The organism is Flavobacterium jejuense (genome assembly GCF_006491595.2).
In the GTDB taxonomy this organism is placed as follows: domain Bacteria; phylum Bacteroidota; class Bacteroidia; order Flavobacteriales; family Flavobacteriaceae; genus Flavobacterium; species Flavobacterium jejuense.
This window is the reverse complement of record NZ_VEVQ02000006.1, coordinates 114,357-132,146: the sequence shown is the minus strand read 5'-3', so window position 1 is coordinate 132,146 and position 17,790 is coordinate 114,357. Positions and strand designations below refer to the sequence as shown.

Below are 17,790 nucleotides of genomic sequence, written 5' to 3'. Positions count from 1 at the left end.
ATTTCAACAAATTTAATTTTTTAAAAAGGATTAAACATTATGGTTTTATTCAAAATAATTTACTTCATAAAAATCATCTTAGATTTACTTTTTCGGCTTTAAATTTATTAGCAAATCTTTCCAGATTTTCATTACATTTTCATTAGAAAATCGTTTAACATTCTTTTTCGCATTCTTACCCATTTCTGATTTTAAAATTGGGTTTTCAATTAATGCAAATATACTTATAGCAAATTCATCTTTATTGTTATTTTCAACAAGAAAACCATCTTCTTTATTTTTAATTATATTCTTCGGACCTGTTGGACAATCATAAGAAACTATTGGCAAACCAATGGATAAAGATTCTAATAGTATCATTGGAAAACATTCCGTTAATGAAGTCATTACATAAAAAGAATACTCTAACATTCTTTCTTGTAAATCACTTACGGCATCATGAATAAAAACATGATTTACTAAGTCATTTGATTGAATTAAGTTATTTAATTCATTAATATACTTTTCTTCTCCTTGTCCAAAAATATCTAATTGCCATTTTGGATACTTTTCTATCACAATTTTCCAAATAGCGATTACACTTTCAAACCCTTTTACAGGAGCAATTCTTCCTGCTGCTATTGCTTTTTTTGAAGATAATGCAATTTGTTTTTCATCTCTTATGTTTATTGGATTTGGAATTACTTCTAGATTATTACTTCTGTAAAATTTCCTTTCATCTTCATTTAATAAAACTATTTTATCATACCTAGACTCAATAAAATCATTAACCTTATAACCAAACTTCTTTAATCCAGTAACTCTACTTCTATTTTGCTCCATGAAAAATCTAGAAGCATGGAACTCCTTAATTTTTTTTATTCTCTTTACAAAAAAAGGAGCCCAATAAAAGTCAAAAGCAATATTACAAACAATTATAAAATCTGGATTTATTTTTTTTAAAGTTTTATACCATTTAAAAAAATGAGAAGGTACTTTTTTTAAGTTTTTAAAACTAAAATAACTTTTTGTTCTTAAATAATTTACATTTAAATCAATGAACTTTATTTTTAATGAAAAGTGATAACAAGGTTCATTGTTTTTTTGTTCTGTAGTGACTATAAAAACCTCATAGCCTAAAACATCTGCAAAATAATTTGCTTTAGTTGCCATGACTTTTTCAATACCTCCATGCAAATAAATTTGATCCATTGTAAATACTATTTTCATTTTAGCACACTTTTAAAAAGTTGGTCCCATTGCTTCATTATATTTTCTGGTAAATATCGTTTTACATTCTCTTTTGCCTTTTCACCCATTTTTTTTCTTGTCGCCTCATTTTCTATTAAAAAAAATATTTTTTCTATCAATTCAGTTTCGTTTTGAGGAGCAACTAAAAAACCATCTTCATTTGAATTAATAATATCTCGAGGTCCACTAGGACAATCAAAAGAAATACAAGGCAAACCGCAAGCCATTGCTTCTATTAATACCATTCCAAATCCCTCGGTTCTTGAAGTCAACAATAACATAGAAGCATCGAGATAAGCTCTTTCAATGGTTGGTCTAGGTGGATAAAAACAAACTGAATCACTAATATTTAATTGCTTTGATAAATTTACAAAAGTTTTTTGAGCATCTATTTTCCCATATATATCTAAACTCCAAGTAGGGTGTTTTCCAACGACAACCTTCCAAGCGTTTAATAATAAATCATAGCCCTTATTATAAGAATGCGTTCCTACAACAATAACTTTTTTATTATTTAACGAACTAGATTCTTTAGGATAAAAGCTCAATGAATTTGGAATAACTTCACAGTTTGAAATAGGCCATTCATCTTTATTAGAATTAGTAAGCACTATAAATTTTGAAAATTTTTTAGCCAAAATTCGCATCATCCTCTTTATAATCTTCCCTTGAAAACCCATTGAAGTATTATGCCTTATAGAAGCATGTCTTTCATAAATAATAGGTTGCCTTTTTGATAAAATCATTGGGACAAAAAACCCTTTTAAACCATCATCACAAACAGAGATTAGATCTGGTTTTAAATCTTTAACTACATTCTTAACACCGTTCACATAGCTTTTATAAAAACTTATTATATTTCCAGTTGCTTTAATATCATGAATTATAATTTTTTCACTAAAGTCATAAAAAAAAGAATCGTTATCATTATTTAATACTAAAATATGTACCTCGTATCCAAAATTATTAGCTAAAGCACTTGCTTTAATAGATAAAACTCTCTCGAGACCTCCAGCACCTTTAATACCATTTGTAATGTATAAAAGTTTTTTCATAAGACTATTTAACTAGTGCATTTTCTAAAAATTCTTTAGATTTTTTAATGGCTAATTCTCTTAATTCGTTTGCCTCTTCAAAATGAATCATTTCGATTTTACGACTATCAAAATCATTAGAAACTAGAAGATGTGATAAATTAAATAGTTCAAGTAAATCACGCATTCTTGTATTGATTGCGTCATTTCTATTCACTACAATAAATTGCTTATTAAAAATTAAAGAAAATGCTACAGAGTGGAAAGAATTGGTTATAACAAACTGAGCATTATACATTAATGACAAGAAAGTCTTAGGTCCTTGCAAGTAGAAATTTTTATCTGCATAACTAATATTTTCATTTATTGCATAAATTTTGAAGTCCTTTTGCTCTGCAATTTGCTTTGCTAGTTTTTCAATCAATGGATTGTTATCAAAATCATAAATAAAAATATATTTGTCCTCCTCATGAACTGTAACAAACTTTTTCTTCCAATAGTTTTCATCAACTAAAAAAACTGGATCTAATACCTGAGTAACATTTGTAATACCTAAATCTGCTAAAATTGTTTTACCTGATGTTTCTCTTACAGAAATAGCATTAATCCGTTCGACTTTTTCTTTTACAAAGGGTTTTAAATCATCGGCTAAAGTTTCAATAGCAAAACTAGCAGCGTAAGAAATTTTCTTTTTTGAATCTGGTACAAAATCTAAATAAAAAGCTGGATCTTTACCATTCTGAAAAAAAGAATTCCATATTTGATCACTTCCGCAAATATAAGCATCTGCTTCTGGCAAATTACTTTTTAGCTGTTTATTATCTTTATAGAGTTGCTTGCCAACTTTTAGATATTTTTCAGAAAAAAAATCAAAACGTTTTTTCTTTTGTAGTTTATATAATCGAAAAGGGAGTTTTAATACTAAATAAATAATTTTAAGAATTATATTTTTGTTAAATTTGGAACTCGTAACTGTCCAAAGTTTAAAATGACCACTTAAATATTCTGGCTTGTAATGAATCGCCTCAACGTCATGCCCTTTTGATTCCAAATAATTTAGCAACGCATACTCTTGAAGAATAGCTCCATAATTATAAACTTCATGACAAGTAATGGTTTTTATTTTTAAAGACATAAAAAAATTAATTATGGTATGTTAAAATTTGATTCAAATCTCTTCTATTAGAAATTGCAACTTTAAACTCTTCTTTAAGGTTTCCAATAGCAATCATCATAATAACTCGTTCGTTTTCATTTATTCCAACTTTCTTCTTTAATTTTATTTCATCAATATAGGGCATGCACGTATTTAGTGGACAGCTTCCTATGTTTTGAAAATGTAAAGCATACATCATACTCATTGCAAATAAACCTCCATCAATAAATATTTGATTGGTTTCAAGTTTAGTAAACATGGCAACATTTGTCGTTATTACTATAACTCCTTTGATAGATTCTTTAAAACCTCCATGTCCATTTTGAAACTCTAAAACTTCCAAAACTTTTTTATTATTAGTATACAAATGAGCTCCCCATGATTGCCTATTACAAACTGAAGGGGTATATCTAGCTAAATCTATTGCTTTTTCAATTAATGTAATATCTAAATCAGAAATATCGAAATCTCTAATACTAGAACGAGTTTTAACAAAAGTTTCAAAATCAAAATTAGTTGCAGTTTCGATTTCTTTTTTTGTTATTATTTTAGTTCCACCAATTCCTTTATTACTTTCATCTGAAATAAAACTTGATATAGATTTAAAATACTCATTATTCAAATCTATATTATTCATTTTATTAAATTCATAATATTCCGAAAGACAGCTCTTTATATCTAAAATTATTTCATCTTTCCCATATTCATTAAAATACAATTTTGCATCTTTAATTAATTTGATAATTTTTTGCTTTCCAAATTCATTTCTAGTGTAAGGTAAAGCTAATCCTTTTTCAACTATGTGATAATCTTTAGTTAAAGATGCTATCTTACTCTGTTTTGAGTTCGTTTTTTTGTTAGTAAAAGAATATTTAAAAAAAACTGACAAGTCATACCTTTTGTTCAAATATTCTCCAAAAGAAGTCTGCCAAAACAAAAAAGCATAAATTTTATTTTTTACTTTATTTCCAAAATTATTCATTTTTATTTTACTTTTTAAGGTTTTTTAATAACCCTTTTACTAAACTTAATTCATATTTGTTCAAACAAAATTTATAAATTACTATTGAATAAACAATTGCATATAGAAATATTTTAATTCCTAAAATGAACCAATTTGTAACTTCAATAAAATTTAAAAAATAAAACACACAAATGATTAGGGGAAATATATAAATCATTTTCTCAAAAGTACTGATAAAAAATCTTTTTATATCTAGTTTAATAACCTTCACATAGTAATAATTGAGAATAATTTGACTGACAACCCAAGAAATGCAAATCCCTAATATCATTCCTACAGCTGTATTAAATCTAGTTAAAAAAACGCCTAACAAAACACCAAAAAACAAAAAAATCAAATTCAATATTGCTTTAAAAGAATATTTTCCTTTGGCTTCAAGAATTGAATTTCCGAAAATCTGAATCAAAGGTGTTGTATACCCTATCATTATTATAAGAGCAATAATCCAAGAGTCATTATATGTTGATCCAACCCATAATTGAATGAAATTCTTTCCAAAAAGAAAAAAACCTCCAAATATTAAAAAAAGAACAAACATACAAAGTCTTCCGACCATAATCATAGTGTCCGTAAGTTCTTTTTCTGAATTGTTATTTGTAATCATTTTAACTGCTTTAGGAATAAAAAGTCCAGAAATAGCTGATGAAAAGGTTGCATAATAAGACCCCAGTAAAACACCTACACTATATATCGCTATCATCTTTGTTCCTGAAATAGCTCCTAAAACAATTTGTCCAGATTGCCATTGAAATTGACTAGCTATAGCATAAACAAAAATCCAAATCGAATACGAAAAAATATCCTGAATGGAATACCAATTAAATTCGTGTAACTTAATTCTAACTTTCAAATACTTAAAAACATAATAAGCATTAATTGAAATAAAAACAATATTAAGAGTTGTGTCCAAAATTACTAATCCTAATGAATCTGCATTGAGCATAAGTATGGAAACAATTAAAAAGGCTCTAATTAAGTATTTTACTAATGTTAATGCCCGTGGAAAAACAAATCTTTCATATGCAGAACTAATTGCACTGAATGAGCCACCAGGTAATGTTATTGTTAAGTTAAAAATTAAAATAGCAAATAATATTTTTGCTTTTTCTAATTCTGCGCTAGTTAGTTTTTTAAAGAAAGTCTCAATATTTAAATAAAAAACAATCCCTACAAGTAAAACAACCAATGATATAAATGAATAAATTATCATAGTTGTAGCTAAAAAATTTTCTTCTTTATTTCGATTATTTTGAGCCCTATATTTTGCAACAAATCTTACTATTGCATTATTAAGTCCAAAATCTAAAACACTTACATATGCAATTAAAGAGCCTACAAGGGTGTATAGACCATATTCTGAATTACCTAGTTTTCGAATAATAAAAGGAGTCAGCAATAGGCCTAATCCATTTGTTAAAAAGATAGTAGTATATGATAAAATTGCACCTTTTTTTAATTGACTCATTATTTACTTTTACTAGCTTATAATCTACTTGAAGCTATTTTTCCTAAAACTCCTTTTACATCATAAATAATTCCATTTTTATTCAATAACTCGTTGAAGTTAATGGATAAAAACTCTTCATGAGAAACTCCTAAAACGATTGCATCAAATTTCTCAGATGGTAATTTATTTATACTTGTTATATTGTATTCATGTTTTACTTCCGAAGGATTTGCCCAAGGATCATAGGTGGTAATACTAATTCCATATTCTTCTAAAGATGAAATTACATCTACAATTTTAGTATTTCTTACATCTGGACAATTTTCTTTAAAAGTAATTCCAAGCATTAAAACTTTAGCAGTATTAACATTGATCCCTTTCTTAATCATCAATTTTACAATTTGAGAGGCAACATATTCTCCCATCGAATCATTCAATCGTCTTCCTGCTAATATAATTTCGGGATGATATCCTTTCTCTTGAGCTTTTTGAGCTAAATAATATGGATCAACACCAATACAATGTCCGCCAACTAATCCTGGTTTAAATGGTAAAAAATTCCATTTTGTTCCAGCAGCTTCAAGAACTGCATGAGTGTCAATTTCTAACAAATTAAAAATTTTAGCTAATTCATTTACAAAGGCAATATTGATATCTCTTTGAGAATTTTCAATTACTTTGGCTGCTTCTGCCACTTTAATTGTTGGAGCCAAATGTGTTCCAGCAATAATAACACTTTTATATAATTGATCTACTTTTTCTCCTATTTCTGGAGTTGAACCAGCTGTTATTTTGAGTATTTTTTCAACAGTATGCTCTTTATCTCCAGGATTAATTCTTTCTGGAGAATATCCTGCAAAGAAATCTTCATTAAATTTTAGTCCTGAAATTTTTTCTAATACAGGTACACATTCCTCTTCTGTAACACCGGGATAAACAGTAGATTCATAAATAACTATATCTCCTTTTTTTAAAACTTTACCAACTGTTTCACTAGCTTTATACAAAGGTGTTAAATCTGGTCGATTATGCTTATCTACAGGTGTAGGAACAGTTACAATAAAATAATTACAACTTTCAATATCTGAAAGCTTATTAGAACAATAAAGACCTATTTCACCAGAATTATTTGGCAATAAAACCTTATTTAAAACTTCATTCTCAACTTCTAAGGTACTATCAATTCCTTTATTTAATTCATTAATTCTATTTTGATTAATATCAAAGCCTATAACTGAAAATTTTGTAGCAAATAATCTAGCCAAAGGTAAACCTACGTAACCAAGTCCTATAATAGCTATTTTGTTTTCCATAATTACGATCCTATTGTTTGATAAATAAATCCGATTTTCTCTAATTCTTTCTTATCTAATAAATTTCTTCCATCAAAAACAAATGCAGGTTTTAACATTGAATCATAGATTTTTTGCCAATCATAAGATTTAAACTCATCCCATTCAGTTAAAACTGCAATCGCATGCGAATCTTTTGCCACTTTATATGGATCTGACTCTATTTGAACATACTTATTATTTTCTTCTCCAGATCTTGTTTCAAGATAATTTAAGTCAAGTAATATTTGTTCTTTTCCTACTTTAGGATCAAATATTGAAATAATAGCTTGCTCACTTATTAAGTCATCAGCAACGTAAATCGCAGCAGATTCTCTAGTATCATTAGTGTCTTTTTTAAATGCCCAACCCAAAAAAGCGATTTTTTTTCCAGAAACAGTATTGTAAAGTGTGCTAATTATATTTTTTGCAAAACGACGTTTTTGGTGATCATTCATAACAATCACTTGTTCCCAATAATCAGCCACTTCATTTAAACCATATGTTTTTGCAATATATACTAAATTTAAAATGTCTTTTTGAAAACAAGAACCTCCAAAACCTACTGAAGCTTTCAAAAATTTCGGTCCAATTCTACTATCCATTCCAATGGCTTTGGCAACTTCATTAACATCTGCTCCTGTCTTCTCACACAATTCACTCATTGCATTTATAGAAGAAACACGTTGTGCTAAAAAAGCATTAGCTGTTAATTTTGATAATTCAGAGGACCAAACATTAGTCGTTAAAATATTATCTTTTGCAACCCAATTAGCATAAACATCAACCAATTGCTGAATTGCTTTTTCTCCTTCAGGAGTTGTATCTCCTCCAATTAAAACTCTATCAGGTTCAAACAAATCTTCAATAGCTGTTCCTTCAGCTAAAAATTCTGGATTGGATAAAATCTGAAAATTAACTCCATTTCCAGTATGGTCTAAAATATTTTTAATCGCTTGAGCTGTTCTAACTGGCAAAGTAGATTTCTCTACTACAATTTTATCTTCTTTCGCCACTCTTGCAATCTGTCTAGCGCACAATTCAATATATTTTAAATCTGCTGCCATACCTTTACCTACACCATATGTCTTTGTAGGAGTATTTACAGAAATAAAAATCATTTCGGCTTCTTCAATAGCCTTATCAACTTCTGTAGAAAAAAACAAATTTCTTCCTCTTGCCTCTTGAACTACTTCATCTAGACCCGGTTCATATATCGGTAATTTCTTTAAATCTTCATTATTCCATGCATCAATCCTATCCTGATTTAAATCAACCACAGTAACTTTTATATGTGGACATTTTTTAGCTATTACAGCCATAGTAGGACCTCCTACATATCCAGCACCTATACAACAAATATTTTTAATCATAACTTATTTTAAATTCTCCCAATACCATTGAACAGACTCTTTCAATCCTTCTTCTAACTGATATTTAGGACTATAACCCAACATCTTTTTAGCTTTTTCGATACTAGCCAAAGAGTGTGGAATATCTCCAACTCTATTAGAGCCATATTTAACCTCTACTTTAGCTATATTTTCATTATACTTAGATAAATATTCCTTCAGATAATACACTAAGTCATTTAAGGTTGTTCTTTGGCCACAAGCTGTATTATAAACTGTATTTAGAGCCTCAGCATTATTTGCTAAAATGGCTAATTCATTCATTTGAATAACATTATCTATGTAAGTAAAATCTCTAGAATAATTACCATCACCATTAATCACTGGACTTTCCAAATTAATTAATTGCTTGACAAATTTAGGAATTACAGCAGCATAAGCACCATTTGGATCTTGATTTCTTCCGAAAACATTAAAATAACGTAATCCAATAGTTTCTAATCCATAAGTTTTGCTAAATACATCTGCATAAAGTTCATTTACATATTTTGTAATTGCATAAGGTGATAATGGCTTTCCTATTTCATCTTCTACTTTTGGTAAAACCACAGAATCTCCATAAGTCGATGAACTAGCTGCAAAAATAAAGCGTTTTACTTCTGCTTCTTTAGAAGCAACCAGCATATTTAAAAATCCAGAGACATTTACTTCATTTGAGGTTATAGGATCTGTTATTGACCTAGGAACACTTCCTAAAGCTGCTTGATGCAAAACATAATCAACATTCCTTGTAGCTTTTCGACAAATCTCTATATCTCTTATATCTCCTTCAATTAATAAAAAGTTGTCATTAGATAAAAAAGGCTCTATATTATGTCTATGTCCTGTGGAAAAATTATCCAAACAGATTACCTTGTTCTCTTTCTTTAAGAAATATTCGCAAAGATTAGAACCAATAAAACCTGCTCCTCCTGTAATTAATATTTTTTTTTTATTTATCAAACTATATCTATTTAAACTAATTTACTTTTTCTTCTTGATTTTATTAAAAACTCTCCTCCAACCTTTTACTTCTCGATTATCATCGTGATATCCTTCTCCATAAACACCATAACCGTATCCATAACCGTATCCATAACCATAACCGTATTTAGCTTTATTTTGATAGCCGTTAAACAGTATACTAATATTTTTTAACTCTCCTCTTTTATGTTTCTCATTAACCACTGATAACATTCCTTTTTTAGTAAATCCTTGTCTTGTTACATATAATGTAGCATCACAATAATGGGCAAGTTCTAGTGCATCCGAAACCAAACCAACAGGAGGTGTATCTAATATAATATAATCATATTTTTGCTTCAATTCCTCTATCATTTCTTTCATACTTTCCCCCATTAATAACTCTGCGGGATTTGGAGGTATAGGACCAGAAGAAATAACATCTAAATAAGGCACATGAGTTGTTTGAATAACCTCATCTATTTTTTTCTGTCCAATTAAATAATTAACAACACCTACTATATTATCTATATTAAAGTCTCCAAAAATCCTAGGTTTTCTTAAATCTAACCCTACAATAACCGTTTTCTTTTCACTTAGAGCAAATACAGTTGCTAAATTTATTGAGCAAAATGTTTTTCCTTCTCCACTTACAGAAGAAGTTAACATTAAAATTTTAGCACCATCATTATTTTGTTTTTTATATAAAAATTGTAAAGAAGAACGAATTGCTCTAAATGACTCTGCTAATGGCGATTTTGGTTTTTCAAAAACAGAAAGATTATTCTCTGTATTTTTTTTACCAATCACACCAATAATAGGAATTTTAGTCATTTTTTGTATATCATCAATAACATTTATATTGGTATCAATCAAGACTAAAACAAAAATGATTAGTAAAGGTAGCAACAAACCTAAAATTACAGCTAAAATATAATTAATACTTGTTTTTGGACCTCTTAAACCTCCTCCAACATCTTTAGCTGGATCAATAAAATCAATATCAGATATATTAGCTGCTTTTACAATTTCTGCTTCACTTCTTTTTTGAAGAAAAGTACTATATATGTTATCTTTTAAATTGTATTTTCGAAAAATCTTAAGATGCTCTTGCTGTTGTTCTGGCAAAACACTTACTTCAGATTCTGCTTTAGAAATATTTCTACTAACTATATTTAAATCAATCATTAAGGCACTTTTAGAGCTTGAAATATTCTCTAGAAGTACTTTTTTAATAGCTTCCATCTCCACATCAAATTCAGTAAACATCCTTCCGCTTTTTACCGCATAATTCAATTCAGCTCTTTGCTTAGATAACTCAATTAACCTTGAAACATTAGTAACAATATTAGGATCTTCTATACTTGCTACTGTTGGAGCTGGTAAATTTGAAAAATCTATACTTTTATCTAAATAAGATTTTAAATTATCTAAATATCTTATTTTTCTTTCTGTTTCATCTTTTTGAATATCGTATTCAGCAATTTTTTGAGTTAGCAATTCCCCACCACCTTCTAGTTCAAATACATTTTTACCTTTTCTAAAATCTTTTAATTCATTTTCAGCTTCTTTGATTTGGCTCTCCATAACTAAAAGCGTACTATCAATAAAACTAATAGTATTAGTTGCAAAAAGATTTTTACTATTCAATTCGTTTTTTCTTAATAAATCAACAGTTGTATTTAAATATTCCACTAACCTTTTTTTGTTAGAACCCACTAATTGTAAACTAATTACAGACTGAGCTTTATTATCAGCAGAAACATCAATATTTTTATATGTTGCAACAGTTGAATTAAAATCTTCAAATTGTATGTAAAACTCATTATTCACATAATCTTTAGCATCTGCATTTAAATGCAATTTAAAGTGTAAAAATGGAAGATTTACTTCATCATCTATTTTAAACTTTTTAGAAAAAGTAGATTCATCTATACTTAGTTCACTTCTAGAGTTATCTACATAATGAATTAAAGTTTTAGATGGAAACTCTTTAAAATCAACACTCAACTCATATTCTGTTGGATTGATAAATTTAATCTTAATAGGCACAAAGGCAAGTTGTCCTTTATTTTTATCAATTTTAATATAAAATGGAACAGCACCGTAAGCGTCTTTATAAAAATATTTCCCTTTTGTTTGATACTGAATATAGTATTCTAATTTATCTACTACTAATTCATTATGCGATCTCGATCTTAAAGTAGTAATTACAGTTTGAACTTTGTCTGAGATTCCTCCCCAGTTAAACACTAAACTTGTATTAGAAGTAAAAAAAGGATTGTTCTCATCTTTTACCACAATAACAGATTCCATTCCATATACTTTTTCTTTTCTTATATTAACATTATAAGCTATTAAAAAAGCTATTATTAGAGATAAAACAAACCATTTCCAATAACTAATCACTTTTAAGAAAAATCCTTTAAAATCAAAGTTAGATTGTGATTCAAAAAAAGTAAAATCTTTTGTGTCTAGCATCTTTTAGTTACAAATTTCTTGTTAATAAAATTGTTGTTGTAATTAACGACAAAGCAGTAATAATAGTAGTAATTGTTTGCACACCTGTTGTACCAGTTCCCCAAGATTTTTGTTTCAATGGTTTAATATAAATATAATCATTAGGCTGCAAATAGAAATAGGGAGACTCAATTGCAGTGTCTTTTGTTAAGTCAATGGTATAGGTTTCATAGCCTTGTGGATATTTTCGAATAACTTGAACTTTTTTACGATTTCCTGTTAAAGTTATATCACCAGAATTAGCGATAGCTTCCATAATGGTTGCTTTATCCTGATATAATACATTTGTTCCTGGTCTAGTAATTTCCCCATTGATAGTATAACGAAGCCCTGCTAATTTAACGGTAACATATAGTCTAGCTTCATAATTAAAATACTCATCTAATAATTTTTTCTCAATCGTTTGTCTAATTTCATCAACAGTGTAACCTAAAACATTTAGATCACCTAAAACAGGAATTCTAATATTTCCATGATCATCTACACTATATCCTGAAAAATATAAATTTTGTTGAGATATTTGATTCTGATTTTGATTTTGAGAAGTAGAAGGATTAAACATATCTACTAATTTTTGATCTAAAGCTTTTATTGAAACTGTCAAAATATCATTAGTTTGAACTCTGTAAGGTTTTGATACAACCTCGTTTACTTCGTTTTCTCTATTTGACTTTTCGGTATGTTGTAAATACACTAAATCTTTATTGGGTATACAAGAGGCAAACACTAATGATATTAAGATAATGTATATACTATTTTTAATTTTCATTTTATCATTTTAAAATAACAAATATAGTTTTTAGGAATTAATCTGTAACAATTATGGTCTAAAAATATATTAAACTTGTTTAATTGACTGTTCAAAAGGAATTCGATGCATTAAACTTCTACCTAAAGTAACTTCGTCAGTATATTCTAATTCATCTCCGATTCCAATTCCCCTTGCAATTGTAGAGGTTGTAATATTAAACTCTTTCAATTGTTTAAAAATATAAAAATTGGTTGTATCTCCTTCCATAGTAGAACTTAACGCAAAAATTATTTCAGTTATATTTCCTTTCTTCACTTTTTCAATTAAAGGCTTTATGTTCAACTGTGAAGGACCAACTCCTTCAATTGGGTTGATTTTACCACCTAACACATGATAAACTCCTTTAAAAAATCCAGTTCCTTCAATAGCCATAACATCTCTTACATCTTCAACTACACAAACGGTTGTTTTATCCCTTTTAGTATTGGAACAAATAAGACAAATAGAAGTGTCAGAAATATTATAACATTCTTCACAGTAATTAATTTCATTTCGCATCTTATCCAAAGATGAAGTAAGCAAATTTGTTTGCTCTAAAGGTTGTCTTAAAAGATGCAAAGCTAAACGAAGTGCAGTTCTTTTACCTATTCCTGGCAATTGAGCAATTTCGTTAACGGCATTTTCTAATAATTTTGAAGGCAATTCCATAAATGCAAAAATACAAATTAACACTTTACAATAATTTATTTATTCTATTATCTTTGTTTCTCAATTTAAGACTATGAAACCTATTACAATTATAACCATAATCCTTGGCTACTTTCTGTTATTAATTCTTTTTTCCTTTTTCATAGGTCGAAAAGAAGAAAAAACAAATGATTCTTTTTTTAAAGGCAATAAACAATCACCATGGTATTTAGTGGCTTTTGGAATGATTGGCGCTTCTCTTTCTGGTGTAACTTTTATTTCTGTACCAGGGTGGATTGAGACTTCGCAATTCAGTTATATGCAAGTTGTTTTAGGATATATTGTGGGTTATTTTGTAATTGCTACTGTGTTACTTCCTTTGTATTACAAATTAAACTTAACTTCTATTTATACCTATTTAGAGAGTAGATTTGGAACTTATTCCTACAAAACTGGTGCTTCCTTATTTTTACTTTCAAGGATTGTTGGAGCTAGTTTCCGACTTTATTTAGTGGCCAATGTTTTACAAATCATACTCTTTGATGAATTAGGTATTCAATTTTGGCAAACCGTAACCATTACTGTTTTATTAATTTGGCTTTATACTTTTAAATCAGGAATAAAAACCATTGTTTGGACAGATACTTTACAAACCCTTTTCATGCTAATTGCACTTGGTGTAACTATATATTTTGTAAGCGACTCTCTAGGTTTAACAAGTTCTACAATCGTTGATTTTATTTCAGACAGTAGTTTATCCAAAACGTTCTTTTTTGACGATGTTTTATCCAAAGATTATTTTTGGAAACAGTTTCTTTCAGGAGCTTTTATTGCCATTGTAATGACCGGTTTAGATCAAGATATGATGCAAAAAAACCTTACCTGCAGAAGTTTAAAAGATGCACAAAAGAACATGTTTTGGTTTACCATTGTATTAACTATAGTCAATTTAATATTCTTATGTTTAGGATTATTACTAACCGTTTACGCACAAAAAAACGGAATTGACGCTCATAAAGATGATTTATTTCCTATTCTAGCCAAAAATCACTTAGGCTCAGGAATATTTATTTTCTTCTTACTTGGACTCATTGCTGCTGCGTACAGTAGTGCAGATAGCGCTTTAACTTCCTTAACCACTTCTTTTAGTATTGATATTTTAAATATTGAAAAAAAATACAATACTGAGGAACAAGTAAAAGTTAGAAAAAAGATTCACGTATTAATATCTCTACTTTTAATTTTTGTAATTATCTCTTTTAAATACCTTATTAGTGATGCCAGTGTTATTTCTAAACTTTTCACTTTTGCAGGATATACATATGGCCCATTATTAGGTTTATATGCTTTTGGTTTGTTTACCAAAATGAAAGTAAAAGACAAATTAGTACCCATTGTAGCTATTCTTTCCCCTATTCTTACCTACATAATTAGCATAGGAACTGCAATATATAGTTTTCTAAATATTGATTTTTCAAATTGCGAAATGCATCAAACAAAATGGAAATGTGCTGTAGAATTCGCTTCCACTCATTATTATCAATTTGGATTTGAACTATTACTAATTAACGGACTACTTACTTTTTTAGGTTTAATATTGATTCGTAGCAAGCAAAACTAAAGTACATGCTACTTCATATTCAATATTATTTTCATCCAACAAAGTATACAATTCTGGATTTTCTGTCCCTGGATTGAAGACTACTCTTCTTGGTTCTAAAGAAATGATATAATCGTAGTATTCTCTTTGAATTTGAGGGTTAATATATAAAGTTACTGTATCTATTCCTTTGAAGGGTATTTTTTCAGTTTCAATTACAACATCTAAAGCCATTCCTTTTTTTGCTCCTATAGCAACTACTTGATGGCTTTTACCAACTAAACTATGTATCGCTTTATAAGCATAACGCTCTTTATTTGTTGTAGCACCAATTACTAACGTCTTCATATTTTATTATATTATTTCATATAAAATTAGTAAAATAAAATATTAATTTTAACTTTGAGATAACTTTATTTTAAAACGCTGTTTCTAAAACTAGCGTTTCTTTGCAAAAAAACTATGGAACTATTTATTTATGTATTTGCCGCTTTATTTTCAGTTTTAAATCCACTCGGTGCTGTACCTGTTTTTGTGGGACTAACTCAAGATGACAGCAAACAAGAGCGGTCAAGAATTTCACTTTGGGCAGCCATTAATGTGTCTATCATATTAATTATTTCTTATTTTATTGGTAAATATGTTTTGCAGTTTTTCGGCATTAGTATTGATGCCCTAAGAATTGCTGGTGGTCTTTTGATTTTAAATTCTGGTTTTAGTTTGCTTTCTGGAAATGGAAGTAAAAAAAGAGGAGTAAACAAAAGAGTAACAGACGACGCAAAAAACAGAAATGATATTGCCTTAACACCACTTGCTATGCCCATGCTTGCAGGACCAGGTTCTATGTCACTATTAATTGCCATGTACCAAGAACAACCTGCTATTTTTCAAAAAATAACTACTTGCCTCGCAATCCTTTGTGTGTCTTTAACTATTTTTTTAATCTTAAGAAGCGCTCATTATTTATCTAGAATACTTGGTGCTTCAGGACTTGTTGCGATATCAAGAATTATTGGCTTCATTGTAATTGCCATTGGAATACAATACATTAGTAGCTCCGTTGTAAATATTTTCAAAACGATTTAACAACTGTTGCATCCTTTTTCTTAGTAACTTTAAGAAAAATTCATTTTCATGAGAATTCTACTTACTGGTGCCAATGGTTATGTAGGAAGACGTTTATTACCCGAACTACTAGAAGAAGGTCACGAAGTGATTTGCTGTGTTCGAGATGTAAATCGTCTAGGAATCGATGCAGAAACTTCCAAACTCATTACCGTTTGGGAAGTCGATTTTTTGAGCGAACCTACTTTTAAAAATATTCCACAAAACATAGATGTTGCCTATTATTTGATTCATTCCATGACCTCATCAACAACTGCTTTTGATGAAATGGAATCCAAAACAGCTGAAAATTTCAATTTATACATGAATAAAATGCAAACCAAACAAGTCATCTACTTGAGTGGTATTGTTAATGATATCTATTTATCTAAGCACTTACAGTCTAGAAAAAATGTAGAAGATATTTTATACAAAGGCAATTATCATATAACGGTATTAAGAGCTGGAATTATTGTGGGTTCAGGAAGTTCTTCATTCGAAATCATAAGAGATCTAAGTGAAAAATTACCAGTTATGATTACTCCAAAATGGGTGTTAACCAAAACACAACCCATTGCTATTAGAAATGTCATTCAATACTTAATGGGTGTAATCCTACATGAAAAATGCTACGACAAATCTTTTGATATTGCTGGTCCAAATGTATTGACTTACAAACAAATGCTCCAATTGTATGCCAAAACAAGAGGTTTTAAAAATTGGATTTTTACGGTTCCTGTAATGACACCTAAACTTTCCTCTTATTGGTTGTATTTTGTCACTTCTACTTCCTATAAACTAGCAATGAATCTAGTAGACAGTATGAAAATTGAAGTCATAGCCAAAGACAATAATTTACAAAAAACACTAAACATCACACCTATTTCTTATGAAGAAGCAATACAACTAGCTTTTTTAAAAATCGAGCAAAACTTAGTCATTTCTAGTTGGAAAGACAGTCTGGTAAGTGGTCGTTTTCGTAAAAACCTAAACGAATTCATTCAAATTCCAAAATTTGGATGTTTAACAGATAGTAAAACAATACCTGTAACTGACGTAAAAAAAACTTTAGACAACATTTGGTCTATAGGAGGAGAAAAAGGTTGGTATTACGGTAATTGGATGTGGAAAATTAGAGGTTTTATGGATAAACTTTTTGGCGGTGTTGGTTTACGCAGAGGAAGAACTCATCCTACTCATATCGATAACGGTGATGCGCTCGATTTTTGGAGAGTTTTATTAGCAGATAGAGACAAGAAGCGTTTATTACTCTTTGCCGAAATGCGATTACCTGGAGAAGCTTGGCTAGAATTCAGAATAGATGAAAACAATGTCTTACATCAAATTGCTACTTTTAGACCCAGAGGTTTATGGGGCCGATTGTATTGGTATTCCCTAGTACCTTTTCACTTTTTTATATTTGGAGGCATGATTCGAAATATTGCCAAAACCGACTGATTTTATCTTAAAATTTCGGAGCGTTTAAAAAAAAAAATTACTTATTTATGGTAATGTAAAATATTTTTGTTCTCTTTTACTCTCCTGCTTTTTG

General features: G+C 28.9%; 15 protein-coding genes. 3 read left to right on the top strand and 12 right to left on the bottom strand.

Annotation, left to right across the window (positions count from 1 at the left end):
• Positions 1-84: 84 nt before the first annotated feature.
• The 11 genes from FIA58_RS10715 to recR all read right to left on the bottom strand — a co-directional run bounded on the left by FIA58_RS10715 (position 85) and on the right by recR (position 13,555).
• Positions 85-1,209: a glycosyltransferase family 4 protein gene (locus tag FIA58_RS10715; RefSeq protein ID WP_140962476.1), complete on the bottom strand. Its 1,125-nt coding sequence runs from the start codon at positions 1,207-1,209 to the stop codon at positions 85-87.
• Positions 1,206-2,285, bottom strand: coding sequence for a glycosyltransferase family 4 protein (locus FIA58_RS10710; RefSeq protein ID WP_140962475.1), 1,080 nt, complete (start codon positions 2,283-2,285; stop codon positions 1,206-1,208). Before FIA58_RS10710 ends, FIA58_RS10715 begins: the two co-directional genes overlap by 4 nt.
• A 4-nt stretch (positions 2,286-2,289) precedes the next feature.
• On the bottom strand, positions 2,290-3,399 hold the full coding sequence (locus FIA58_RS10705) for a polysaccharide pyruvyl transferase family protein (RefSeq protein WP_140962474.1): 1,110 nt from the start codon (positions 3,397-3,399) through the stop codon (positions 2,290-2,292).
• A 7-nt stretch (positions 3,400-3,406) separates the two neighbouring features.
• Positions 3,407-4,402 carry a nitroreductase family protein gene (locus FIA58_RS10700; protein WP_140962473.1) on the bottom strand — a complete coding sequence of 332 codons (996 nt, stop codon included), beginning with the start codon at positions 4,400-4,402 and terminating at the stop codon, positions 3,407-3,409.
• Positions 4,403-4,409: 7 nt separating this feature from the next.
• Entirely contained in the window at positions 4,410-5,909 is a 1,500-nt protein-coding gene (locus FIA58_RS10695) for a lipopolysaccharide biosynthesis protein (RefSeq protein WP_140962472.1), read from the bottom strand.
• Between the two features lie 17 nt (positions 5,910-5,926).
• Positions 5,927-7,204: a nucleotide sugar dehydrogenase gene (locus FIA58_RS10690; RefSeq protein ID WP_140962471.1), complete on the bottom strand. Its 1,278-nt coding sequence runs from the start codon at positions 7,202-7,204 to the stop codon at positions 5,927-5,929.
• Positions 7,205-7,206: 2 nt separating this feature from the next.
• Positions 7,207-8,595 carry a UDP-glucose 6-dehydrogenase gene (locus FIA58_RS10685; protein WP_140962470.1) on the bottom strand — a complete coding sequence of 463 codons (1,389 nt, stop codon included), beginning with the start codon at positions 8,593-8,595 and terminating at the stop codon, positions 7,207-7,209.
• 3 nt (positions 8,596-8,598) lie between these two features.
• Positions 8,599-9,576 carry an SDR family oxidoreductase gene (locus tag FIA58_RS10680; protein ID WP_140962469.1) on the bottom strand — a complete coding sequence of 326 codons (978 nt, stop codon included), beginning with the start codon at positions 9,574-9,576 and terminating at the stop codon, positions 8,599-8,601.
• Positions 9,577-9,597: 21 nt separating this feature from the next.
• The gene (locus FIA58_RS10675) at positions 9,598-12,057 is read right to left on the bottom strand and encodes an exopolysaccharide transport family protein (protein ID WP_140962468.1); all 2,460 of its coding nucleotides are present in this window, start codon (positions 12,055-12,057) and stop codon (positions 9,598-9,600) included.
• 7 nt (positions 12,058-12,064) lie between these two features.
• On the bottom strand, positions 12,065-12,865 hold the full coding sequence (locus tag FIA58_RS10670) for a polysaccharide biosynthesis/export family protein (protein ID WP_140962467.1): 801 nt from the start codon (positions 12,863-12,865) through the stop codon (positions 12,065-12,067).
• Between the two features lie 69 nt (positions 12,866-12,934).
• Positions 12,935-13,555 carry a recombination mediator RecR gene (recR, locus tag FIA58_RS10665; RefSeq protein ID WP_140962622.1) on the bottom strand — a complete coding sequence of 207 codons (621 nt, stop codon included), beginning with the start codon at positions 13,553-13,555 and terminating at the stop codon, positions 12,935-12,937.
• A 73-nt stretch (positions 13,556-13,628) separates the two neighbouring features.
• Here recR and FIA58_RS10660 point away from each other — a divergent pair, with 73 nt between their 5' ends.
• Positions 13,629-15,155 carry a sodium:solute symporter gene (locus tag FIA58_RS10660; protein ID WP_140962466.1) on the top strand — a complete coding sequence of 509 codons (1,527 nt, stop codon included), beginning with the start codon at positions 13,629-13,631 and terminating at the stop codon, positions 15,153-15,155.
• Here the strand turns inward: FIA58_RS10660 and FIA58_RS10655 are convergent.
• Positions 15,126-15,482, bottom strand: a complete 357-nt coding sequence (locus tag FIA58_RS10655; protein ID WP_140962465.1) for a CoA-binding protein — start codon at positions 15,480-15,482, stop codon at positions 15,126-15,128. The two genes, FIA58_RS10660 and FIA58_RS10655, sit on opposite strands and share 30 nt — an antisense overlap.
• 114 nt (positions 15,483-15,596) lie before the next feature.
• Here FIA58_RS10655 and FIA58_RS10650 point away from each other — a divergent pair, with 114 nt between their 5' ends.
• Positions 15,597-16,220 carry a MarC family NAAT transporter gene (locus FIA58_RS10650; RefSeq protein WP_140962464.1) on the top strand — a complete coding sequence of 208 codons (624 nt, stop codon included), beginning with the start codon at positions 15,597-15,599 and terminating at the stop codon, positions 16,218-16,220.
• A gap of 48 nt (positions 16,221-16,268) precedes the next feature.
• The gene (locus tag FIA58_RS10645) at positions 16,269-17,696 is read left to right on the top strand and encodes an SDR family oxidoreductase (protein ID WP_140962463.1); all 1,428 of its coding nucleotides are present in this window, start codon (positions 16,269-16,271) and stop codon (positions 17,694-17,696) included.
• The last annotated feature ends 94 nt before the right edge of the window (positions 17,697-17,790 follow it).

What these genes read in the sequence shown, in the direction of transcription:
- FIA58_RS10645 (WP_140962463.1), top strand. Translation starts at nt 16,269, where the DNA reads ATGAGAATTCTACTTACTGGTGCCAATGGTTATGTAGGAAGACGTTTA.
- FIA58_RS10715 (WP_140962476.1), bottom strand. Translation starts at nt 1,209, where the DNA reads ATGAAAATAGTATTTACAATGGATCAAATTTATTTGCATGGAGGTATT.
- FIA58_RS10695 (WP_140962472.1), bottom strand. Translation starts at nt 5,909, where the DNA reads ATGAGTCAATTAAAAAAAGGTGCAATTTTATCATATACTACTATCTTT.
- FIA58_RS10675 (WP_140962468.1), bottom strand. Translation starts at nt 12,057, where the DNA reads ATGCTAGACACAAAAGATTTTACTTTTTTTGAATCACAATCTAACTTT.
- FIA58_RS10685 (WP_140962470.1), bottom strand. Translation starts at nt 8,595, where the DNA reads ATGATTAAAAATATTTGTTGTATAGGTGCTGGATATGTAGGAGGTCCT.
- FIA58_RS10705 (WP_140962474.1), bottom strand. Translation starts at nt 3,399, where the DNA reads ATGTCTTTAAAAATAAAAACCATTACTTGTCATGAAGTTTATAATTAT.
- FIA58_RS10670 (WP_140962467.1), bottom strand. Translation starts at nt 12,865, where the DNA reads ATGAAAATTAAAAATAGTATATACATTATCTTAATATCATTAGTGTTT.
- FIA58_RS10660 (WP_140962466.1), top strand. Translation starts at nt 13,629, where the DNA reads ATGAAACCTATTACAATTATAACCATAATCCTTGGCTACTTTCTGTTA.
- recR (WP_140962622.1), bottom strand. Translation starts at nt 13,555, where the DNA reads ATGGAATTGCCTTCAAAATTATTAGAAAATGCCGTTAACGAAATTGCT.
- FIA58_RS10710 (WP_140962475.1), bottom strand. Translation starts at nt 2,285, where the DNA reads ATGAAAAAACTTTTATACATTACAAATGGTATTAAAGGTGCTGGAGGT.
- FIA58_RS10690 (WP_140962471.1), bottom strand. Translation starts at nt 7,204, where the DNA reads ATGGAAAACAAAATAGCTATTATAGGACTTGGTTACGTAGGTTTACCT.
- FIA58_RS10655 (WP_140962465.1), bottom strand. Translation starts at nt 15,482, where the DNA reads ATGAAGACGTTAGTAATTGGTGCTACAACAAATAAAGAGCGTTATGCT.
- FIA58_RS10700 (WP_140962473.1), bottom strand. Translation starts at nt 4,402, where the DNA reads ATGAATAATTTTGGAAATAAAGTAAAAAATAAAATTTATGCTTTTTTG.
- FIA58_RS10650 (WP_140962464.1), top strand. Translation starts at nt 15,597, where the DNA reads ATGGAACTATTTATTTATGTATTTGCCGCTTTATTTTCAGTTTTAAAT.